The following is a 21,338-nucleotide window of genomic DNA, read 5'->3' as shown; positions in this document are numbered from 1 at the left end:
TTCAGTTCTCCTCAACGAGCGTTTTTGCCTGATCGGTGGTTTCTTTTGTCGTCGAGCTTGATTGTGTCTCAGGCTGGGGGCTCGTTTGGGATTGGTTAGCATTCGGTAAGTTATAGATACGTTTACGAACCAGCTCTGCCAATATTGGCTGGCTGCTTAGTTGTTCAGGAACATCAATGGATAACGGTCTCTTTTGTAGTGAAACAACATTTTTTAAAAAGTTTTCTGCCTCTGGGTAAGAGGTATCAAAATAGGATTTCACCCAAGATTGAACATCTCCCAATGCGTCTTGATAAATTTTAACTTGGTGGCGAGGAACCGCCTGCACAGCGATCAGCAACTTGGAGCGAATATTCTCGCGCAGGTAAACACCTAGGTTGGGTGCCAACAGCGGTTCTTTGCTGTTATCACGTGGGGTAATGGTAATGAAGTTATCCATAAAGCTATGCCAGCTATTGCTCAGGTTCTGGCGCCAATCAGAGAGGGAGGCCGTGATCTCATGATCGTTCGCCTTCTCCGATGTGGCTTGTTCCACTTTATTGGCAAGATGTAAGTTATCGACTTGGTTTGATAGCTGATTCAGCATCAGGATAATACCATCTAAATCAATCTGTTTGATTTTGGTCAGGGAATCGATATCTGCCATGATAGCTTTACGGGCATAAAGCAGGCTGGGATCATTCATTTCAGCAAGGTTCTGGTCAGCATCTTTCAGCAAGGCGATGGCGGTGGTGATATCCTGTTCGCTCCATACTTTTCGACCAGCCATCTTAACGAGGGAGCTTGCCTGCGCCAGTCGCCAGTTTTCAATATCAGTATTTGAAAGTGCCGAAACACGGTCTTGAAGCTCAGCAATGCTACCATCCAGCCGCTGTTTTTGTGAGTTGGCTTGTTGTAAGGAATCTTCCAATTCTTGGAGTTTGGCGCCAAAGTTTTGCTTATCGGCAGACTGCTGCTGTGTCAGAGAGGCAACCTCTTGTTGAAGAGTGAGATTTTCGGCTTTTAATGCCGCATTCTGCTGTTGATTATGATAATAAATATAAAGACCACCAACACCTATTGCCAAAGAAATGGCAATTGAGAGCGTATTACCCACCCATCCATAACTCTTAGATTTGCGGGGAGCCGTTGCAGGTTGCTGAGGGCGTTTTGTCTCAACCGTATCGGTAGATTGTTTTTGTTCCGTCATAGTAGACATCCCATATTAATTTATTCCAGCGCCTGGATTAAGGCGTCATTATCGGCACTCTTGGCTACTTTTATTGTTTGCCAGCCCAAGGTTAAGGCGATATCAGCAAGACGTTTGCTAACCACAATCAGCTTGCAATTCAGTAACCATGCTTTCCCATCGCTATCAGTTACTAAGTTATATAACAGTTGCAGCATTTCGCCACTTGTGACAACGATGGTTTTTATACCACATTGCTGCCATTGATGACTGAAATCGGCTGTATCATATTTGACTGGCTGGCGTGAATAACATTCACAGTAATCTACTTCTCCTCCACGGAGCCTTAATGTGGAGGCAATCACTTCACGGCCACCGTTGCCTCGTAGCAATAAAACCTTTTTATTATCCATTGTCTGTAAGGTAGGGAGTTGCAGTAGATCTTCACTGGTTTCACCTTGCTTAGAGTAGACGATTTCCAATCCAGTTAGTTGATGAAACATCAGGGAAGTTGATTTACCAATCCCATAATAGGATAACTGTTCAGGCCATGACTGGCCTGCTTGAATAAGCTGTTCATTGGCATAATGAACAGCATTTTTTGATAATAGAAAAACCAGATCTCCCGCAGATAACCATTGCAGTTTTTGTGACAGGAATGGCAAACCTGTCCCTGGCTGGATTTCGATGAGGGGGGCACTGAAGGCTAATTTTCCAATAGACCGCAGTCGCCTGACCAATTCATCTCCTGCGGGGACAGGGCGGGTGATCAGAATGCTCATTCCGGTAGGTTCCTCTGGTATACGCTAGCCAGGATCTGGCGTGCGCCTTTCTCCAATAACTCTTCCGCCAATGTGATACCAGCTTGACGGGCTTCTTTTGGTGATACCACTTTTTCGCCGCGTACGATCACCGTGCCATCAGGAGCACCGACTAGCGCACGCAGCCAAATATTCTCTCCCTGCCAGATGGCATAACTGCCAATGGGTACCTGACAGCCTCCTTCAAGGCGGGTGTTCATGGCTCTTTCGGCAAGAACGCAGGCTTCTGTTTTTGCATGGTTTAAGGGTGATAGTAACTCACGGGTTTGGTAATCATCGAGCCGACACTCAATACCTACCGCCCCTTGGCCGACGGCTGGCAGTAATAACTCAGGCTCTAATGGCATACGAATGCGATCTTCCAGTCCTAACCGTTTCAGACCTGCTGTTGCAAGAATAATGGCATCATAATCGCCGTTATCGAGCTTGTTCAGACGGGTACCGACATTACCGCGTAAGTCACGAACGGCGAGATCAGGACGTAGCTGACGGATTTGGCATTGGCGGCGTAAACTGGATGTGCCAACAACACTGCCAGCAGGTAGGTCATCGAGCGAAGCGTATTTTGTTGAAACAAATGCATCCCGTGGATCATCCCGTTCGCAGATTGTGACCAATCCCAAACCATCAGGAAATCCGACAGGGACATCTTTCATCGAGTGGACGGCAATATCAGCCCGTTTTTCAAGCAGAGCTAGCTCTAGTTCCTTTACAAACAATCCCTTGCCTCCCACCTTTGCTAATGGGGTATCGAGGATAATATCACCGCGTGTCACCATTGGAACCAGTTCTACTTGCAGTTCTGGGTGAAAGTGTTTCAGTTGCTTTTGAACATATTGTGCTTGCCACATAGCCAATGGGCTTTGGCGGGTAGCGATGCGAATGGTTTTCATTGTCATGGATAAATATATTAGGTAAGTATATTGGGTAACTATATTAACTAATGGTTTCTATATTTTTCATCTTTCAATTTTGTTGTTTTATTGACCGTCAGATTGACTGCGATGCAATTTGAATCGATGGAAAATAATGGTTTTTCGCCACCAGTTAGTCACCAATTAGTGAGAAAATAGTACCAGTTTTAACATCTCAATGATTTTTTTTCCAGTTACGAAAAAGCCGGAAAAAAATCAAGATAGTATATGGATATACAGGTTGTGAAATAAAAATAATTTTAAATATTAAAATAATATTTTATTTTAATGAAGAGAATAAACAAACAGATTGATTTAAAAGCAAATTAAAAGTTGTGCTTAGCTTGATGATAAAAAGTGGTGAAAATATTTAACAATAAGAAAAATATTATTCGGTTAAATATTTATAAAAGAGTGATGTATTTACAACGCTTTACAACCGCGATATGAAAAATAATCAACGATAATAGTCATGTTCAAAAAGCATATTATTGTGTCTATTTCGTGATTAACTTAATATTTTACAAAGAGTTAATTACAGTTTTGCTATTGCAGACAAAGAGAAAAGATGGTATTGCGTACTTTACGCTTTGGTTGCAAGGTGTTAAATTGATCACGTTTCCGACAATAAGTTTGTAAAAATAATTTTAAATAATCTTGTAATACCACGCGTTATCGGAAACAGGGGACTACTTTAGGCACTGGAACTGATATCAGGCGAAACTCTTGTATCTCTATATTGAAACGCTGAAACAGCGACTGGATGCAATTAACCAACTTAGATTAGAGCGCGCCACTAGATTAATGAGTGGCGCTTTTAAGCAAGTTTATAGTTTAATTCCAGTATTATTACATTATCATCATCCAATGATGCCAGGTTATATCAAAAGCGATGTTCCTCATGGCGTTTGCTTTTTTATGCCAGATGAAGCACAGCAGTTTTGGATTAATGATCTGGATAGCCAGCTTATGGGTGTCCTGCCAGGTGTATCGTCACATACATCTAATGGTGAATTGCCGATTACGGGAATTTACTCCATGGGCAGTACTTCTTCTATCGGGCAAAGTTGCTCTTCTGATTTGGATATTTGGATTTGCCATCAATCCTGGTTGGATAGCGACGAGAAAGCCTTATTGGAACAAAAATGTACCTTGATAGAACAGTGGGCGGCTTCACTGGGTACTGAGGTTACTTTTTTTCTGATTGATGAAAACCGTTTTCGGCATAATGCCTGTGGTAATTTGAACGGTGAAGATTGTGGTTCTACCCAACATATCCTTCTGCTTGATGAATTTTATCGCACAGCGGTTTGTATGGCTGGCAAACGCTTGTTATGGGCAATGGTGCCTGTGGAAGAGGAAGCTCATTATGATGAATATGTCCTTTCTCTCTATGCTCAAGGTGTGTTGACGCCAAATGAATGGTTGGATCTGGGCGGCTTGGGTGAATTGTCCGCAGAAGAATATTTTGGAGCGAGTCTCTGGCAGCTTTACAAGAGCGTGGACTCTCCTTATAAGGCCGTATTAAAAAGCCTGCTGTTGGAAGCTTATTCATGGGAATATCCCAATGGAAAACTTCTGGCGATGGAAATGAAGCAATATTTTCACGATGGCGCGATTGTTTCTTTTGGCCTTGATGCCTATAGCATGATGCTGGAGCGTGTAACGCGCTATCTTACTGCCACGAACGATCTTGCGCGCCTTGATTTGGCGCGTCGTTGTTTTTATCTGAAAGTATGTGAGAAATTATTGGCAGGCCAGAATGACAAAGGCTGCATAGGATGGCGTCGTCAGGTTATGTCCCAGTTGGTGCGCGAATGGGGTTGGGATGACAATAAATTGGCCATGTTAGATAACCGTAATGCTTGGAAAATTGAGCAGGTGCGTGACGCCCATAATGAATTGCTTGATACCATGATGCAGAGTTATCGCAACTTAATCCGCTTTGCCCGCCGCAATAATTTAAGTGTGAGTGCCAGCCCACAAGATATTGGTGTCTTGACCCGTAAATTGTATGCGGCTTTTGAAGCATTGCCCGGTAAAGTGACCTTGGTGAATCCCCAAATATCACCGGATCTGTCAGAAAAGGAGCTGACCTTCATTTATGTTCCGCCAGGACGAGTAAACCGCAGCGGCTGGTATCTTTACAACAAAGCCCCCACGATTGAATCGATCATTGGTCATCGACCATTAGAATACAACCGCTATCTGAATAAATTAGTTTCCTGGACCTATTTCAATGGCCTGCTGACGAAAGAAACCCGTCTTCACATTCATCACGGGGGATCTCAGTGTGACAAGCAGAAATTGTGTGACTTGGTGGGTGACATTGCCGCTCATTTCCCAATCCGTTTACCTTCTCCCACACCAAAAGCACTATACAGTCCTTGTGAAATCCGCCATTTGGCGATCATTGTCAATTTAGAGCAAGATCCAACGGCTGCATTTTCTGAGCAAATCGTCCATTTTGACTTAAGGAACCTCAATGTTTTTAGTTTTGGCGAATTGCAGCAGTGTTTGGTAGGTAGCATTGATTTGCTTTACCGCAATTCATGGAATGAAGTGAGAACCTTGCATTTCAGTGGCGAACAATCGGTATTGGAAGCATTGAAGACGATATTGGGAAAAATGCATCGAGATGCGGCACCGCCATCTGATGTTGAAGTATTCTGTTATAGCAAACATTTGCGGGGATTGATCCGCACACGTATTCAGCAATTAGTTTCGGAATGCATAGAGTTACGCCTGTCCAGCAACCGACAAGACCCAAACCGTTTCAAGGCATTACGGATTTCAGGGCAAACATGGGGGTTATTCTTTGAACGGCTAAACGTTTCGGTGCAAAAATTGGAAAATGCAGTGGAATTTTATGGTGCAATTTCCAATACCAAATTGCATGGCCTGCCAGTCAAGATTGATACCAAAGAAAAACATTTACCGCCTGTAATCGATGGTTTTGCCTGTGAAGGAATTATTCAGTTTTTTTTCGAAAATATTGAAAATAAACAAGGGTTCAATATTTATATTCTTGATGAATCAAATCGGGTGGAAATTTATTCCCATTGTGAAGGCAGTAAAGAAGAGTTGGTGCGAGATATCAGCCGATTTTATTCATCATCGCATGATCGTTTTACTTATGGTTCTAGTTTTGTCAATTTCAACTTGCCGCAGTTCTATCAAATCGTTAAGAAAGGTGAACGTATCCATGTCACTCCATTTATAGAAGGAGTGTACCCAGTGGATAATATAGAAGCGAATAATACAAAGCTCTATGCTGAAGAGTGCCTTGAGAAAACATGTGGGGCGCCTGAACCTTATGGTTCGCTGTATCACTATTGATATTATCAATTGCCCTAAGCGCCTGTTTCATTAGGCGCTTTTTTGCTGAAATATAGTCACGAAAATTGGAATAATTCACCGCTTTGCTCAGTAATGGCTTGTGCCAGCATGGAGATAAAATCATTACCACTGCGGTCACAAATCCATTGGTTATTCCGATAATCGAAATGGTAACCCCCATTTTTGGTTGCCAGCCAGATCTGATGGAAAGGCTCTTGACGGTTGATAATGATTTTACTGCCGTTTTCAAAACTCAGCGTCATCACACCGCCGTTTGTTTCATAGTCGATATCCGCATCACCATCGTAATTATCCAGTTGCTCTTCAAGATGAAGCATCAATTGATCAGCTAATTGATGAAATTCGCTATCGTTCATGTTTATTTCCTATTTGCTTTTCAGGGCCTAGCTGCGATTATAGAGAGTATTGGCGCATGAATCACAGGTATTAATATAATGAAAAAACAACTTCGTTGGTCACTGGCTATCATAACATTACTTTCTTTGGCGGGTTGTGGCTTGAAAGGCCCTCTCTATTTTCCTCCCGCGGAAACATCTGCAACACAAGTACCTATGCACAAAATGGATAAAAAACCGTCAGAAAAACTTTTTAACAATAGCTTATTAAAAGACAATATATCGATGGATGCTTAATGATAGTGACTCGGTAATGTGATTTTTCTTGGAGCCGTACGTATATGCAGTTCTCCAAAATGCATGGTCTTGGCAATGACTTTATGGTCGTTGATGCAGTGACCCAAAATGTTTATTTTTCTCCAGAGTTAATTTGCCGTCTGGCTAACCGGAATACTGGGGTGGGTTTTGATCAACTTTTGATTGTTGAAGCGCCTTATGATCCTGACTTAGACTTTCACTATCGCATTTTTAATGCTGACGGCAGTGAAGTTTCCCAGTGTGGTAATGGGGCACGTTGCTTTGCCCGTTTCGTTCGTCTCAAGGGGTTGACCAATAAACGTGATATCAAAGTCAGCACGCAAGCGGGACGAATGATATTAAGCATCACAAATGATGACCAGGTTTGTGTCAACATGGGAGAGCCGGATTTTGAGCCACAGCGAATTCCTTTTCGCGCTAATAAGGCTGAGAAAACCTATATTATCCGTGCTATCGAACGTACTGTGCTTTGTGGTGTTGTGTCGATGGGAAACCCTCATTGTGTTATACAGGTTGAGGATGTAGACACTGCCGAAGTGGAAATATTGGGTCCCGTGTTGGAAAGCCATGAACGCTTTCCTGAACGCGCCAATATTGGTTTCATGCAGGTAATAAATCGGGGCCATATCCGATTGCGTGTCTATGAGCGTGGTGCTGGTGAAACTCAGGCATGTGGCAGTGGTGCATGTGCCGCAGTAGCCATCGGTATCCAACAGGAATTGTTGGATAATCAGGTTCGGGTTGATCTGCCAGGTGGGACACTGCAAATTCGCTGGGATGGGGCGGGCAAACCACTTTTTATGACTGGACCTGCAACCCATGTTTATGATGGTACGATTCATTTGTGATTGACTCTGTGTTTATTGAGTCTCTCTTGAAATATGGGGCATTGGAAAATGAGTGAAAAAGACGATCCATTGCACATCAAAAATAGGCTGGATGATCAGACAGTCGTGGATTATTTATTGAATAATCCGGATTTTTTTATCCGTAATGCCAATATGGTCGATAAGATAAGAGTTCCTCATCCGGTGCGGGAAAGTGTCTCTTTGATGGAATGGCATATGAATCGCCAGAGGAAACGCATCTGTTATTTGGAAGACGATCTGAACCATTTGATAGAGCAGGCGAAACAGAATGAAGTGTTGTTCAGTAGCTTATTGCAATTACTGTCAGATCTCTCTGGTGCCAAGAGCTTACAGGACTTTCTTTCCTGTTTAAGTTCATGGTCAAAAACATTGGGATTGAGTAACAGTTATATTCGGTTATTCAGTGATAAATGGCACCTTGGCGCACCATTGAATGTGCCGGAACTGGCTATTTCTCGTCAAGCCTTTGAATCTGTTCGAATTAAACGATTTGGGGAAAAAAATCATTATCTTGGCCGGTTGTATGGTCCTGAGATTTTATTGTTGATGCCACAGGCACGTCATGTTGGTTCAGTGGCGATTTCCCTTTTAGGATCACGAGGGGATTTGGGCATGGTAATTTTCAATAGTCATAATAAACAGCACTATCACGACGGTATGGGAACTGACATTCTCGACCATTTGGCGAAGCTGTTGCCAGGCTTGTTGTCCCATTGGGTTGAACGCGCATGACGCAGCCGATAGATTTATTGCTAGTGCCCGTGGAAGATTTCTTGCGCTATTTGCGGGTTGAACGGCGTTTAAGCCCCGTCACGATCACGAACTATCGACACCATTTGGCAGTCTTGGCGGAAATGTCACTGGAAATGGGAATACGTGAGTGGCAAGAGTTAGATCCGACTAAAGTCAGAATGTTTGCCTCCCGCAGTCGTCGGGCAGGATTGCAGTCTGCCAGCATTGCGTTGCGCTTTTCCTCTTTGCGTAGTTTTCTCGATTGGATGGTAATGCAAAATAAGCTGGCAGCCAATCCCGCTAAAACAGTCAGTACTCCCCGTAAAAAACGCCACTTACCTAAAAACATGGATGTGGATGAAGTTAACCAACTGCTCAATATTAATTTGAACGATCCGTTGTCAGTGCGTGACAGAACAATGCTGGAAGTGATGTACGGAGCGGGATTGCGTTTGTCTGAATTGGTAAGACTGGATTGTCGCCATTTAGACTTAGGAAGTGGGGAAGTTTGGGTACATGGCAAGGGCAGCAAAGAGCGTAAAGTACCGTTTGGTCGTATGGCGCAGGAATGGCTCCAGCGTTGGCTGGAAATGCGGGAATTACTTGAGCCGGAAGATGATGCGGTTTTCATTTCCACCAAGAGCGGAAAACGTATTTCTGCCCGTAATGTACAGAAACGGTTTGCACAGTGGGGGGTTCGGCAAGGTATCAGCAGCCATGTTAACCCTCACAAATTGCGTCACTCTTTTGCCACACATATTCTGGAATCCAGCGGTGATCTGCGGGCAGTGCAGGAATTACTTGGTCATGCGAATCTGTCGACCACCCAGATCTATACCCATTTGGACTTTCAGCATTTGACCAAAGTCTATGATGTGGCTCACCCCAGAGCCAAACGAGGGAAACCATAATGCGTTTTTATCGGCCTATCGCGCCGTTTGCTGCGATGACATTCGATCTGGATGATACGCTTTACGATAACCATCCTGTAATCGATAAAACCGAAAAAGAGGTGTTGTGTTTTATCAGGCAGTACGATACCAAATTCGGTCATTTTGAACATGAAGATTTGCATGTATACCGTCAGGCGATTCTTGAACAGAAGCCAGATATCTATCATGATGTGACTTCATGGCGTCGGCAATCCGCAGAACTCATGTTTACCCACCACGGCTTCAATGATGAAGAGACAGTACGTGGTACGGATGAAATTATGTCCTGTTTTATGTACTGGCGTAACCAAATTACTGTTCCAGAATCCACCCATAAGACTTTGTCCATATTGGCGGAAAAAATGCCGTTAGTGGCAATTACTAATGGGAACGCTGAACCTGCTGCATGCGGGCTTTCTCCTTATTTTGACTTTGTATTGAAAGCGGGTATAGATGGGCGTTCTAAACCTTATCCTGATATGTATCAGCTAGCGGCAAAGCGGCTAAACTTACCGATAAGTCAGATCCTGCATGTGGGGGATAATCTGAATACCGATGTAGAAGGGGCACTTTGCAGTGGTATGCAGGCCTGTTGGATCAACATCGAAAATAAGAATTTGATGCAGGAACCTGAAGGCCGTTTGGTTCCACATGTTGAGATTTCTGATTTAGCTTCTTTGGTAGCACTGATATAATTTCAGATTGAAATCTATATAAAAATCCTAACAATTGACGGTAATTATGGACGTTTCTTATCTGCTTGAAAGCCTCAATGATAAACAACGCGAAGCGGTCGCGGCATCCCGCAGTAATATGCTGGTGCTGGCTGGGGCTGGCAGTGGTAAAACGCGCGTGCTGGTTCACCGGATCGCTTGGTTACTGTCAGTTGAAAATGCTTCGCCGTTTTCCATCATGGCGGTCACGTTTACGAATAAAGCTGCTGCTGAAATGCGGCACCGAATTGAAAGCCTGATTGGCACCAGTCAGGGCGGAATGTGGATCGGCACATTCCATAGTCTTGCTCACCGCTTATTACGTGCTCATCACCTTGACGCCAATTTACCGCAGGATTTCCAGATCCTTGATAGCGAAGATCAGCACCGCCTCATCAAACGTATCGTCAAAGCGATGAATCTGGATGATAAACAGTGGCCTGCCCGCCAAGGGATGTGGTACATCAATGGCAAAAAAGATGAAGGCTTGCGTCCACAGCACATTGAAAGTTATGGCAATCCGGTGGAGGCAACTTGGCTGAGGATCTATCAGGCTTATCAGGAAGCGTGTGATCGCGCTGGGCTGGTGGATTTCGCCGAATTGTTGCTACGCGCCCATGAACTTTGGCTGAACAAGCCACAGATCTTGCAACATTATCGTGAACGTTTTACGAATATTTTGGTGGATGAATTTCAGGACACGAACAGTATTCAATACGCCTGGATCCGCCTTCTGGCGGGCGAGAGTGGCAAAGTCATGATTGTCGGGGACGATGACCAGTCCATTTATGGCTGGCGTGGTGCGCAGGTAGAAAATATCCAACGTTTCCTCAACGATTTTCAGGGAGCGGAGACGATCCGGCTGGAACAGAATTACCGTTCAACCAGCAATATCCTTAGAGCTGCCAATGCCCTGATTGCCCATAACAGTGATCGTTTGGGCAAAAATTTGTGGACAGAAGGCGGCGAGGGTGAGCCAATTTCGCTTTATTGCGCCTTCAATGAACTGGATGAATCCCGTTATGTTGTCGGCCGTATCAAGCATTGGCTGGATAATGGTGGCGCATTGAAAGAGTGTGCGATCCTGTATCGAAGCAATGCCCAATCCCGCGTCTTGGAAGAAGCTTTGTTACAGGCTTCCATGCCTTACCGCATTTATGGTGGCCAGCGTTTCTTCGAACGTCAGGAAATTAAAGACGCTTTATCTTACTTGCGTTTGGTAGCAAACCGTCACGATGACGCTGCGTTTGAACGTGTGGTAAATACACCCACACGTGGCATTGGCGACAGAACGCTTGATGTGGTGCGCCAAGCGGCGCGGGATCAACAAAAAACTTTGTGGGAAAGCAGTCTGGTATTGATACAGGAAAAAGTGCTGGCTGGCCGTGCGGCATCTGCGTTGCAACGCTTTATAGAATTGGTTGATGCGCTGGAAACAGAAACACAAGAAATGCCATTGCATGTGCAAACCGATCGCATTATCCGTGACTCTGGTCTATGGGCCATGTATCAACAGGAAAAAGGTGAAAAGGCGCAGGCACGTATCGAAAACCTTGAAGAATTGGTCACGGCAACCCGCCAATTCAGCTATCAGGATGAGGATGAAAACCTGCTGCCATTGCAAGCCTTCCTTTCCCATGCCGCGCTTGAGTCGGGAGAAAGTCAGGCGGATGCTTATCAGGATGCGGTGCAACTGATGACTTTACACTCAGCGAAGGGATTGGAATTTCCGCAAGTCTTCATTGTGGGTATGGAAGAGGGCATGTTTCCCAGCCAGATGTCCATTGAAGAGGGGGGGCGGCTGGAAGAAGAGCGCCGCCTGGCCTATGTAGGCGTTACCAGAGCAATGGAAAAACTGACGCTGACTTATGCGGAAAGCCGTCGTTTATATGGCAAGGAAGTGCATCACCGCCCATCTCGTTTTATTGGCGAATTACCGACAGAATGCGTGGCAGAAGTTCGCTTGCGGGCAACGGTATCCCGTCCGGTCAGTCACAAACGGCTGGGCACGCCTGTCAGTGCTAATGATAGTGGTTATGCTCTTGGACAACGTGTGAGCCATCCTAAATTTGGTGATGGGACGATTATCAATATAGAAGGCAGTGGGGAGCATTGTCGCTTGCAAATCGCGTTTCAGGGTGAAGGTATTAAATGGCTGGTGGCCGCTTATGCCAGACTCGAAACAGGCCAATAATCCGGTTAAATGTTGACAGGCTTTTTCTTCTAAGCGTAACATTCGCGCCTTACGATAAACGTAGGGAGTATAAGGAGACTTATGGTACATGCTGAACGCATTTAAATTAGAGAATAATCGCCTGCTCCGTCTTGAACTTGAAGAAGGTGATAAGTTATCTGACTCCATGTGGGTAGATTTAGTGGGTTTGGGGGATAGTGATCGCCTCCGTGTCCAAAATGAGCTGGGACAAGTCTTGGCAACCCGTACCGAGTTGGATGACATTGAGGCATCAGCCCGTTTTTTTGAAGATGAAGATGGTATGCACGTCCATTCATTCTTCTACTTTGAAGATGCCGAAGACCATGCTGGCAACTCGACAGTCGCGTTTACCATCCGTGACGGTCGTCTCTACACATTGCGAGAGCGTGAACTCCCTGCATTTCGATTATACCGAATGCGTGCCCGTAACCAGACAATGGTTGATGGAAATGCCTATGAACTGTTGATGGACTTGTTCGAAACTAAAATCGAACAACTGGCTGATGTTATTGAAAACATCTATAGCGTGCTGGAATCCCTGAGTCGGGTCATTATGAACGGCAAACAGGGTGATGAATTTGATTCTGCTTTGTCTAACCTTGCTGAACAGGAAGATATTGGCTGGAAAGTCCGCTTGTGTTTGATGGATAGCCAGCGCGCCCTGAACTTCCTTGTGCGCCGTGCTCGTTTGCCTGCCAATCAATTGGAACAGGCTCGTGAGATTCTGCGGGATATTGAATCCTTGCTGCCGCACAACGAATCTCTGTTCCAAAAAGTTAACTTCTTGATGCAAGCTGCGATGGGCTTTATCAACATCGAACAGAGTCGTATTATCAAGATCTTCTCCGTTGTTTCCGTGGTATTCCTGCCACCGACACTAGTCGCGTCCAGCTACGGTATGAACTTCGAATTTATGCCGGAATTGCATTGGACATTTGGTTATCCTGCGGCCATTGGGTTGATGATAGCAGCGGGCTTGGCGCCATATCTCTACTTCAAACGCAAAAATTGGCTGTAGCTATTTCACCAGCTATCAATAAAAAAACACGCACGATTTAACGAAAAAACTGACCCGATTTATTAATAATGTCTTGGGTCAGTTCAGGTATATGATAGGGGCTTATCTTGTTTTAGGGGGTTTTAGCTGTTTTACGCAAGCGGCGCTGCGTATAGAGCGCATCCAGTATAAACAGAATCAAGGCAGCCCAAATAAAGCCAAAAGTGATCAAACGATCCGGCCCAATTTTCTCACCATAAACTAACGTTGCCAGCAAGAACATCAATGTTGGGCCAAGATACTGGAAGAAGCCCAGTGTAGACAAACGCAGATGTGCAGCGGCTGCGGTGAAGAACAGCAGTGGCACTGTCGTAATAATACCGGCAGCAATCAACATGAGGTTCAAAGAGTACGTATTATCCAACATATTACTTGTCGGGCTATGGGTGAAGAATAACAGATAAGTCAGGGCGACCGGAAATACCCAGGTTGTCTCAATCAACATACCTGTCTGTGCATCAATCCCCATTTTTTTGCGGATAAGCCCATAGACGGCAAATGTTGTCGCTAAGTACAAACCAATCACCGGCACAGAACCAAACTGCCATAGCTGGATCAATACACCAGTAAAGGCTAATCCCACGGCAACCCACTGCATACGGCGGAAACGCTCACCGAGAAATATCATACCAAACAGAACATTAACTAGTGGGCTAATAAAATACCCCAGGCTCGCTTCCAGCAAATGCCCATTATTGACTGCCCAAATATAGGTAAGCCAGTTACTGGTAATAGTGAAAGCTGTAATGCCTAGCAGCAACAGTATCTTCGGCTGGCGGACAACAACCCAAACCTGGCGCCAGTGACGAGTCATTGTCAGCATTAGCACCATAAAGAAAACTGACCATATAACACGATGTGACACGATTTCATCGGGGGGCACATATTGTATGGTCTTGAAGTAGATGGGTGCTAATCCCCAAATAAGATAAGCCCCTAAGGCATACAAGATACCTTTGGCAGTCTGTTGGTTACTCATAATATCCTTGAATGTTGAGAGAATGTTCAGAAAATCAGAAGAGCTTGTTAAGGTGATAGCTCATAGAGCTATACAATGTGTCATTGGGATGAATGATTTACAAGCAGTTAATGGCATGAGCAATAAATTAAATTTTTCTACTTATCTAAATAGCATTTTATGCTGAATTGTTATGTTTAAATGAAAGAGTTACCTGTGTTTATACAGCCTGATCCCTGCTCCATCTCAAATTTTGCATGTACTCTGGCAGGTTGAAAAATGGGCGATTTATTTTTTAAGAATGGCATTGACTTAACTCCGCTTTATTCTATCTAAATCCCATTAACGTCTTAAATGGTGATTTCAGTTTATCTGGACAATCCTGCGCTCTTACTTTTACAGCATTATCATTATTTCTTAATTCATTACACAATTGGGCTATGTCTTTAGGTGTCCAATATATATTTTTGGTATAACCTATTCTTTGAACTAGATTTAATAAATTTTCTACTCCACCTGCTTTTAATATTTTGGCAACCATCGTTGCGCAATTTTTATTAATGAAATTATAACTATGGCTCATACGCCGATTGCCATACATTTTTCCATTATAAATTTCACGCTTTTGCTGTTGCATTTTTTCAACATCTAAACCAATCAGATAATATTCTAAATGGGGAGGTGCGACAAAATCAGCTTGAAGGCTATTAAGGGCACCGGCACAGGACAAAGTTCCTCGTGGTATATCTGGTTCTGCAAGGAAACTCATATAGTTATCATCTGTTCTTGCTGAATGCTGTGGAGTATTTGGGAAATATGAATTATCTGAATTGAAATCGTGCCAAGGATATTGCGGCACGCCGCCTATATAAATAGAAGCATGCCCAAAAGGGAAGCTCCGGCAGGGATACCAAATATATACGACAGCATCCACAGGCCTGCCGGCGAGGATTTCTGATTCAGCTTTGGTTCTTGAGTCCATAATATGTTCTCATATTGATCTGTTAATTAGGAACTGTTGACGTTTTGTGAAGGGAAGTTGAACGGCATGATGATCTGGTATCCTTCTTTTCGCCAAAAAACGGTTACCTTGAGAACACCATGTCGAGAACTATGTTACCAGCTTCTTTGCTTTATATTCACGCAACAAAATAAACTTGTCTACAACAAAGAAGAGCATCGTCTCACTAATGTTGTCGGAGGGCACGGATACCGATCATTCCTGACAGGAAATGGTGTATTCCCTGTCAGCACCTTCCATTTATAAGGAAACCTATCAGTTCAAAAACATCAACCAACCAAATAAGCTCCCGTTGCACTGGCGATATGCATTTGTTTTTCATTATGCAATTCAATTCTGGCGACAGAGACTTTATTGCCGGCGCGGATAAGATTGCAATTGGCAGTAAATACTTCACCACGCCCGGGGCGCAGATAATCCACGCGCAAATCAATAGTGCCTAATGTGGTTAGACGTTTTTGGATCTCTGCGATGGTAATCGTTTCAATGGATGTCAATGCATAGCCTGCACAAACCAGCCCTCCGGCAACATCTAATATGGAAGCGATCGCACCACCGTGCAGAATTTTATGGATCATATTGCCGATCAATTTTTCTTGGTAGCAAAATTGCAGTTCTGCGTAGTCGGGTTCGAAGCGGAGCAGTTCTAGCCCCAATAGACGATTGAATGGCATATGATAAACAAAGATTTCACCAATAAATTTACGAGCTTCTTCTGGGGTTAGTATGGTATCTACTGGCGGAATATTTTCCATGGTGATTTTCCTGATAATCTGATAATGAAAAGTAAAATTAACGGGTGTCAAATGGGGTTATATAGTTAATCGCTTGTTAATATTATGCTTTCATTATCGACTTTGCCAGTTTGCGAAGCGCTTTGAGAAACAATTTATGAGGGAAAAAACGGACTACAAAAAATAACCATATAGCGTGTAGAATAAACGGTAATTTTTTAGTGCGAAATTATTACAGACAGGAAAACCAGAAATACCTTTGTTATGTTGAATGATATGCTGTAATTACTCTTACAGCGAAATAACATAATATACAGACGTTTGGATCGCGACTGTGTTTTTTATAGCCTATTTTTAGGTTTTTTCAGGGATTAAGCTTCTAACGATCGAGGAAAAGCGTGTCTACCGCAGAACTCATCAGCACGGCATCGCTGGCTGAACAAGCATTACGAAAAACATTCGGATACCAGCAATTTCGCCCGGGACAGCAGCAAGTTATTGATGCCGTTCTTGACGGACGTGACTGTCTGGTGATTATGCCAACGGGAGGCGGTAAGTCACTGTGCTACCAGATCCCCGCATTGGTTAAAAATGGGCTGACTTTGGTTGTGTCTCCACTCATTTCATTGATGAAAGACCAGGTTGATCAGCTACGTGCGAATGGCGTTGAAGCGGAATGCCTGAACTCAACTCAAAATCGTGAACAGCAATTTGATATCATTCAACGTTGCCGTAAAGGGAGTATTAAACTGCTTTATATCGCCCCTGAACGGCTGGTAACGGATAACTTTCTTGACCAACTTCACGATTGGCAGCCTGTTTTACTGGCTGTCGATGAAGCTCACTGTATTTCTCAATGGGGGCATGATTTTCGCCCAGAATATCGAGCATTAGGGCAGCTTCGTCATCATTTCCCCAATCTTCCAGTGATCGCACTAACTGCTACGGCAGATAAAACGACCCGTCAGGATATCGTACGTTTATTGGAGTTGCGTGAGCCAATTATCCATATCAGCAGCTTTGATCGTCCCAACATTCGCTATACCTTAGTTGAAAAATACAAACCGCTTGATCAGCTCTGGTCATTTGTCCGTGGTCAGCAGGGAAAAAGCGGGATTATCTATTGCAATAGTCGTACTAAAGTGGAAGAGACCGCAGAGCGTTTGCAAAAGCGTGGGTTAAGTGTTGCGCCTTATCATGCAGGGCTGGAAAACAGCCAGCGGGCATGGGTACAAGATGCCTTCCAGCGGGATGATTTGCAGATCGTTGTGGCAACGGTTGCATTTGGTATGGGAATTAACAAGCCTAATGTGCGTTTTGTCGTACACTTTGATATTCCCCGCAATATCGAATCTTATTATCAAGAAACAGGTCGGGCTGGGCGAGATGGTTTACCCGCAGAAGCTGTGCTGTTTTACGATCCTGCGGATATGGTGTGGTTGCGCCGCTGTCTGGAAGAAAAACCCGCTGGTGAACAACAGGACATTGAACGGCACAAGCTCAATGCTATGGGTGCATTTGCGCAGGCGCAGACTTGCCGTCGCTTGGTCTTGCTGAATTATTTCGGCGAAAGCCGTCAAACAGCCTGTGGCAACTGTGACATTTGCCTTGATCCACCCAAACGTTACGATGGTCTGGTGGAAGCACAGAAGGCGCTATCCTGCATCTATCGCGTTGGACAACGTTTTGGGATTGGCTATATTGTAGAAGTGCTGCGTGGTGCAAATAACCAACGGATTAGAGATTTTGGGCACGAGAAGCTGCCTGTTTATGGCATTGGTAAAGAGCAAAGCCAGGAACATTGGATGAGTGTCTTGCGTCAACTTATTCACTTAGGGCTTATCAGCCAAAACATTGCCAACTATTCTGCTCTGCAATTAACAGAGGCTGCGCGGCCTGTATTACGTGGCGAAGTGCCTCTACAACTTGCTGTACCGCGTATCCAAAACTTGAAAAGCCGCAATCAGCAAAACAAATCGTACAGCGGTAACTATGATCGCAAATTATTTGCTAAGTTGCGCAAATTGCGTAAATCCATTGCTGATGAAAACAATATTCCGCCCTTTGTTGTTTTCAATGATGTCACGTTAATTGAGATGGCAGAACAGTGCCCAATAACGCCAGATGAACTTTTGCTGATTAATGGCGTTGGTCAGCGGAAATTGGAGCGTTTTGGTGATGCATTTATGACATTAATCCGAGAGCATTTTGAAGAATTCGAGTAACTGAAAAATTTGAATAACTAAAGAACAGTGAACAGAGGATTAAAGAACCGAGGATGACGAATGGTGCCTGAGACATTGAAAGCTAGCTGGTTAAACCGTGAACCTCAGTTCTCAGCCTTTACGAATGGATTATTACTGGATTTTTGGCAAACAAGAGAAGAGCGGCAATTTATAGGAGTTGATGATATTCCTATCCATTATGTTTCCTTTTGTTCTCCTCAACATGACAAAACACTCGTTATTTTGCCTGGCCGTAGTGAAAGCTACGTGAAATATCCTGAAGTGGCCTATGATTTTTATCATCTGGGTTACGATATTTTCATTATTGATCATCGTGGGCAAGGTCGTTCAGGGCGACTATTGAACGATCGACAAAAAGGCCATGTTGAAGAGTTCGATCATTATGTGGATGACTTAGCTAAATTTCTTGAACTTGAAGTGGTACCTCGTCAATCTCATCGCTGCTATGCTCTGGCCCATTCAATGGGTGGTGCGATTTTGAGCCGTTTTCTGATACGTTACCAGAAGCCGATTTTTCGCGCTGTGGCGTTATGTGCGCCGATGTTTGGTATCAACTTACCAATGCCTCGCTGGTTGGCAAATTTTCTGGTCAACCAAGTGGAACCCAATGTCAAAAGACGTAACGCTTATGCCCTATCAACGGGGCAATGGCGGCCATTACCCTATTTTATCAACCTATTAACGCACAGTTATGCGCGTTATCAGCGTTATTTACGCTACTATGCTGATTACCCTGAATTGCGCCTTGGGGGGCCAACTTACCATTGGATGCGTGAAAGTATGCTGATGGGCGATAATCTGATTGAAAATGCGGGCAAAATTCAAACTCCACTCATCGTATTACAAGCAAGTGAAGATAAGATAGTAAGTAATCGAAAATTATTAGCTTTTTGTGCATCTCACCAAAATCCCCTGATTATCCAAGGGGCTCATCACGAAATCCTGTTCGAAAAAGATGCATTGCGAGCGCAGGCTCTCAATGCAATTTGTGATTTTTTTGACCAGAACTAATTTAGTTTAGGAACCATAACCATGTATCATGTTGTTGCTTCAGATTTAGATGGCACTTTGTTATCTCCCGACCATAAATTAACCCCGTATACCAAGGAAACGTTGAACTTATTGACGGAACAAGGGATTCATTTTGTTTTTGCAACAGGGCGACATCATATTGATGTGGGACAGATCCGTGATGGATTGGGTATTGATGCTTATATGATCACTTCCAACGGTGCAAGGGTTCACAATACCCAGGATGAATTGGTATTTAGCCATAACTTAGATCCTGATATTGCTCATGATTTGTGTTTATTGGAGTTTGATAATCCCAATATCCTGACTAATTATTACAATAACGATGATTGGCTAATAAATAGAGAATCGCCTGAACAGAAAGAGTTTTTTCAGGAGTCAGTTTTCCATTACCAACTTTTTCAGCGCGATAATTTCCCCACAGATGGCGTATGTAAGGTTTACTACACCAGTGAAGATCATGATTATTTGGTGGATTTAGAAGAGATGATTAAAGCACGTTGGGGGGAAAGGGTTAATGTCAGTTTTTCACTGAGGAATTGTTTGGAAGTGATGGCTGGTAGTGTTTCTAAAGGTCATGCATTGGAGCAAGTTTGTCAATTGATTGGATATCGATTAAACGACAGCATCGCTTTTGGCGATGGGATGAACGATCGGGAAATGTTAAGTGTGGCCGGTAAGGGCTGCATCATGCAGGGAGCGCACCAGCGCTTAAAAGACATTTTACCGGATATGGAAGTCATTGGTTCCAATGCAGATGATGCAGTTTCTTGTTATTTACGGAAAATGTATCAGGTTTGAAACGAATGGCTTAAAGAAGTTAATTGTTTGAAAACAGCATCCGATGTGATGCTGTTTCATGTGTGCAGGGAATGTCCGACAGCTTGGGGGTGAGAGTCCCCTGTCCAGCCTGATGGTGGCGAAGGACTAGCGAAACGCAAGGGCGTCACCGGAAGGCTATCAGGATATGCATGAAGCGATAAGAGATATCACGCAATATTTGGGCAGATATTATAATTACATTCGCCCCCATAGTTTTAATGGAGGCATTTCTCCCGTTGAGTACGAAAAGCAATGGGAGAAGGCTAAAATGGTGTCCGGAAGTTCTTGACCGCTACATCACAAGGGCGGTTCACAAAACTGACTAACTCTACCGCCTTCACACCACCTTGAATCTGTTCATCTCTTATTACCACACTATTCCAGTGTGATGAGCAATGGACGTATTTAGTCTGGATCAAGGCTAACTCTTCTGCGTTAAAAGGAATTAATGACTGGCCTTGTCGAACAGCTCGTCCTTGATTTATCGCTTTTTCCACCAGTGGTGCAAGTTCTGGACAGAGTTGGTAATCTTTGTCATCAGCATTAGGCTCACCAAAAATTACACCAGCTTCTTGTGCGGCATCCTGCATCACCAACATGACTACTTTAGACCAGTCATTGGTGATTTCCCGATATAGTACTGTCGCCGATGCTACTTATTTTTGAAAACGTTCCAGCTCGTTACGCGGGTAAAACTGGTTATTTTGCCACGTTTCTACTTTCACCTCGTTGTTGTGCAATAACGGGGCAATAGCCGGATAAGCGCGCTCTTTTAGATAAAGCGATCCCTTTTTGTTTTTCATTAAATTTAACTTATGTTTTATCAATTGGGCTTCGGTGTCATGCTGAATATAAGTAAGATAAAATGCGTAGTTGAACAGGAAAACACATCTATTCTACACATTAATCAATAAAATTAATTAATGAATCAAATCCAGTTTTTGTCTGATTTTGACCGAATATGAGGGAATTAGCGGAATTTGTGAGAAAATACAGGTAAAAATAAAGATGGCACGAACTGTCACGGTTTGACTCGCCCTGGATAACCGTTAATATCTTTTCTTACAAAAACGATCCATCGCCTGTCAGGA

Annotated in this window: 20 protein-coding genes; 11 read left to right on the top strand and 9 right to left on the bottom strand. The window is 43.8% G+C overall.

Translation table 11 applies throughout. The features are described from left to right. Position 1: 1 nt before the first annotated feature. From hemX to hemC, 3 genes are read right to left on the bottom strand one after another with little or no spacing between them, the layout of a single operon-like run. Complete coding sequence (hemX, locus tag Xish_RS06955) at positions 2-1,189, bottom strand: uroporphyrinogen-III C-methyltransferase (RefSeq protein ID WP_099117271.1); 1,188 nt, start codon at positions 1,187-1,189, stop codon at positions 2-4. 20 nt (positions 1,190-1,209) lie between these two features. Then, positions 1,210-1,950, bottom strand: coding sequence for a uroporphyrinogen-III synthase (gene hemD, locus Xish_RS06950; protein ID WP_099117270.1), 741 nt, complete (start codon positions 1,948-1,950; stop codon positions 1,210-1,212). Then, the gene (gene hemC / locus Xish_RS06945) at positions 1,947-2,888 is read right to left on the bottom strand and encodes a hydroxymethylbilane synthase (protein ID WP_099117269.1); all 942 of its coding nucleotides are present in this window, start codon (positions 2,886-2,888) and stop codon (positions 1,947-1,949) included. Before hemC ends, hemD begins: the two co-directional genes overlap by 4 nt. Positions 2,889-3,629: 741 nt before the next feature. Here hemC and Xish_RS06940 point away from each other — a divergent pair. After that, a complete protein-coding gene (locus Xish_RS06940) occupies positions 3,630-6,242 on the top strand; it encodes a class I adenylate cyclase (protein ID WP_099117268.1) in 2,613 nt (870 codons plus the stop codon). Between the two features lie 56 nt (positions 6,243-6,298). Here the strand turns inward: Xish_RS06940 and cyaY are convergent, their stop codons facing one another. Then, on the bottom strand, positions 6,299-6,619 hold the full coding sequence (cyaY, locus tag Xish_RS06935) for an iron donor protein CyaY (protein ID WP_099117267.1): 321 nt from the start codon (positions 6,617-6,619) through the stop codon (positions 6,299-6,301). A gap of 78 nt (positions 6,620-6,697) precedes the next feature. Here cyaY and lptM point away from each other — a divergent pair, with 78 nt between their 5' ends. The 7 genes from lptM (at position 6,698) to corA (ending at position 13,395) form a co-directional block, all read left to right on the top strand. Next, positions 6,698-6,895: an LPS translocon maturation chaperone LptM gene (lptM, locus tag Xish_RS18920; protein ID WP_244185954.1), complete on the top strand. Its 198-nt coding sequence runs from the start codon at positions 6,698-6,700 to the stop codon at positions 6,893-6,895. A gap of 44 nt (positions 6,896-6,939) precedes the next feature. Next, positions 6,940-7,764: a diaminopimelate epimerase gene (dapF, locus tag Xish_RS06925; protein WP_099117266.1), complete on the top strand. Its 825-nt coding sequence runs from the start codon at positions 6,940-6,942 to the stop codon at positions 7,762-7,764. Positions 7,765-7,812: 48 nt separating this feature from the next. After that, positions 7,813-8,517, top strand: a complete 705-nt coding sequence (locus Xish_RS06920) for a DUF484 domain-containing protein (protein ID WP_167383236.1) — start codon at positions 7,813-7,815, stop codon at positions 8,515-8,517. Further along, positions 8,514-9,428, top strand: coding sequence for a tyrosine recombinase XerC (gene xerC / locus Xish_RS06915; protein ID WP_099117264.1), 915 nt, complete (start codon positions 8,514-8,516; stop codon positions 9,426-9,428). Before Xish_RS06920 ends, xerC begins: the two co-directional genes overlap by 4 nt. Continuing rightward, the gene (gene yigB / locus Xish_RS06910; RefSeq protein WP_099117263.1) at positions 9,428-10,144 is read left to right on the top strand and encodes a 5-amino-6-(5-phospho-D-ribitylamino)uracil phosphatase YigB; all 717 of its coding nucleotides are present in this window, start codon (positions 9,428-9,430) and stop codon (positions 10,142-10,144) included. The genes xerC and yigB overlap by 1 nt, the downstream gene beginning before the upstream one ends. A gap of 46 nt (positions 10,145-10,190) precedes the next feature. Beyond that, positions 10,191-12,356, top strand: coding sequence for a DNA helicase II (gene uvrD / locus Xish_RS06905; RefSeq protein ID WP_099117262.1), 2,166 nt, complete (start codon positions 10,191-10,193; stop codon positions 12,354-12,356). Between the two features lie 88 nt (positions 12,357-12,444). Beyond that, the gene (corA, locus tag Xish_RS06900; RefSeq protein WP_099117261.1) at positions 12,445-13,395 is read left to right on the top strand and encodes a magnesium/cobalt transporter CorA; all 951 of its coding nucleotides are present in this window, start codon (positions 12,445-12,447) and stop codon (positions 13,393-13,395) included. A 112-nt stretch (positions 13,396-13,507) separates the two neighbouring features. Here the strand turns inward: corA and rarD are convergent, their stop codons facing one another. The 3 genes from rarD to Xish_RS06885 all read right to left on the bottom strand — a co-directional run bounded on the left by rarD (position 13,508) and on the right by Xish_RS06885 (position 16,168). Further along, positions 13,508-14,413, bottom strand: coding sequence for an EamA family transporter RarD (rarD, locus tag Xish_RS06895; RefSeq protein ID WP_099117260.1), 906 nt, complete (start codon positions 14,411-14,413; stop codon positions 13,508-13,510). Positions 14,414-14,720: 307 nt separating this feature from the next. After that, entirely contained in the window at positions 14,721-15,374 is a 654-nt protein-coding gene (locus Xish_RS06890) for a hypothetical protein (RefSeq protein WP_099117259.1), read from the bottom strand. A 308-nt stretch (positions 15,375-15,682) separates the two neighbouring features. After that, on the bottom strand, positions 15,683-16,168 hold the full coding sequence (locus tag Xish_RS06885; protein WP_099117258.1) for a thioesterase family protein: 486 nt from the start codon (positions 16,166-16,168) through the stop codon (positions 15,683-15,685). A 377-nt stretch (positions 16,169-16,545) separates the two neighbouring features. Between Xish_RS06885 and recQ the strand changes: the two genes are divergently transcribed. From recQ to yigL, 3 genes are read left to right on the top strand one after another with little or no spacing between them, the layout of a single operon-like run. Continuing rightward, a complete protein-coding gene (gene recQ, locus Xish_RS06880) occupies positions 16,546-18,372 on the top strand; it encodes an ATP-dependent DNA helicase RecQ (RefSeq protein ID WP_099117257.1) in 1,827 nt (608 codons plus the stop codon). A gap of 60 nt (positions 18,373-18,432) precedes the next feature. Beyond that, on the top strand, positions 18,433-19,404 hold the full coding sequence (gene pldB, locus Xish_RS06875; RefSeq protein WP_099117256.1) for a lysophospholipase L2: 972 nt from the start codon (positions 18,433-18,435) through the stop codon (positions 19,402-19,404). Positions 19,405-19,425: 21 nt separating this feature from the next. Further along, positions 19,426-20,226: a sugar/pyridoxal phosphate phosphatase YigL gene (yigL, locus tag Xish_RS06870; RefSeq protein WP_099117255.1), complete on the top strand. Its 801-nt coding sequence runs from the start codon at positions 19,426-19,428 to the stop codon at positions 20,224-20,226. Positions 20,227-20,510: 284 nt separating this feature from the next. Here the strand turns inward: yigL and Xish_RS06865 are convergent, their stop codons facing one another. Continuing rightward, on the bottom strand, positions 20,511-20,846 hold the full coding sequence (locus Xish_RS06865; RefSeq protein WP_099117254.1) for a hypothetical protein: 336 nt from the start codon (positions 20,844-20,846) through the stop codon (positions 20,511-20,513). A gap of 57 nt (positions 20,847-20,903) precedes the next feature. Further along, complete coding sequence (locus Xish_RS18560; protein ID WP_167383235.1) at positions 20,904-21,050, bottom strand: hypothetical protein; 147 nt, start codon at positions 21,048-21,050, stop codon at positions 20,904-20,906. Between the last annotated feature and the right edge of the window lie 288 nt (positions 21,051-21,338).

Origin of the sequence: Xenorhabdus ishibashii (assembly GCF_002632755.1) — a bacterium.
Lineage (GTDB): Bacteria > Pseudomonadota > Gammaproteobacteria > Enterobacterales > Enterobacteriaceae > Xenorhabdus > Xenorhabdus ishibashii.
This window is presented reverse-complemented; position numbering and strand designations above follow the sequence as displayed.

Excerpts from the sequence above, each read along its gene's own strand:
- hemD (WP_099117270.1), bottom strand. The coding sequence starts at position 1,950 with ATGAGCATTCTGATCACCCGCCCTGTCCCCGCAGGAGATGAATTGGTC.
- dapF (WP_099117266.1), top strand. The coding sequence starts at position 6,940 with ATGCAGTTCTCCAAAATGCATGGTCTTGGCAATGACTTTATGGTCGTT.
- Xish_RS06865 (WP_099117254.1), bottom strand. The coding sequence starts at position 20,846 with ATGTTGGTGATGCAGGATGCCGCACAAGAAGCTGGTGTAATTTTTGGT.
- Xish_RS18560 (WP_167383235.1), bottom strand. The coding sequence starts at position 21,050 with ATGAAAAACAAAAAGGGATCGCTTTATCTAAAAGAGCGCGCTTATCCG.
- uvrD (WP_099117262.1), top strand. The coding sequence starts at position 10,191 with ATGGACGTTTCTTATCTGCTTGAAAGCCTCAATGATAAACAACGCGAA.
- Xish_RS06885 (WP_099117258.1), bottom strand. The coding sequence starts at position 16,168 with ATGGAAAATATTCCGCCAGTAGATACCATACTAACCCCAGAAGAAGCT.
- lptM (WP_244185954.1), top strand. The coding sequence starts at position 6,698 with ATGAAAAAACAACTTCGTTGGTCACTGGCTATCATAACATTACTTTCT.
- corA (WP_099117261.1), top strand. The coding sequence starts at position 12,445 with ATGCTGAACGCATTTAAATTAGAGAATAATCGCCTGCTCCGTCTTGAA.
- cyaY (WP_099117267.1), bottom strand. The coding sequence starts at position 6,619 with ATGAACGATAGCGAATTTCATCAATTAGCTGATCAATTGATGCTTCAT.
- hemC (WP_099117269.1), bottom strand. The coding sequence starts at position 2,888 with ATGACAATGAAAACCATTCGCATCGCTACCCGCCAAAGCCCATTGGCT.
- yigL (WP_099117255.1), top strand. The coding sequence starts at position 19,426 with ATGTATCATGTTGTTGCTTCAGATTTAGATGGCACTTTGTTATCTCCC.
- xerC (WP_099117264.1), top strand. The coding sequence starts at position 8,514 with ATGACGCAGCCGATAGATTTATTGCTAGTGCCCGTGGAAGATTTCTTG.
- hemX (WP_099117271.1), bottom strand. The coding sequence starts at position 1,189 with ATGACGGAACAAAAACAATCTACCGATACGGTTGAGACAAAACGCCCT.
- Xish_RS06920 (WP_167383236.1), top strand. The coding sequence starts at position 7,813 with ATGAGTGAAAAAGACGATCCATTGCACATCAAAAATAGGCTGGATGAT.
- pldB (WP_099117256.1), top strand. The coding sequence starts at position 18,433 with ATGGTGCCTGAGACATTGAAAGCTAGCTGGTTAAACCGTGAACCTCAG.
- yigB (WP_099117263.1), top strand. The coding sequence starts at position 9,428 with ATGCGTTTTTATCGGCCTATCGCGCCGTTTGCTGCGATGACATTCGAT.
- Xish_RS06890 (WP_099117259.1), bottom strand. The coding sequence starts at position 15,374 with ATGGACTCAAGAACCAAAGCTGAATCAGAAATCCTCGCCGGCAGGCCT.
- rarD (WP_099117260.1), bottom strand. The coding sequence starts at position 14,413 with ATGAGTAACCAACAGACTGCCAAAGGTATCTTGTATGCCTTAGGGGCT.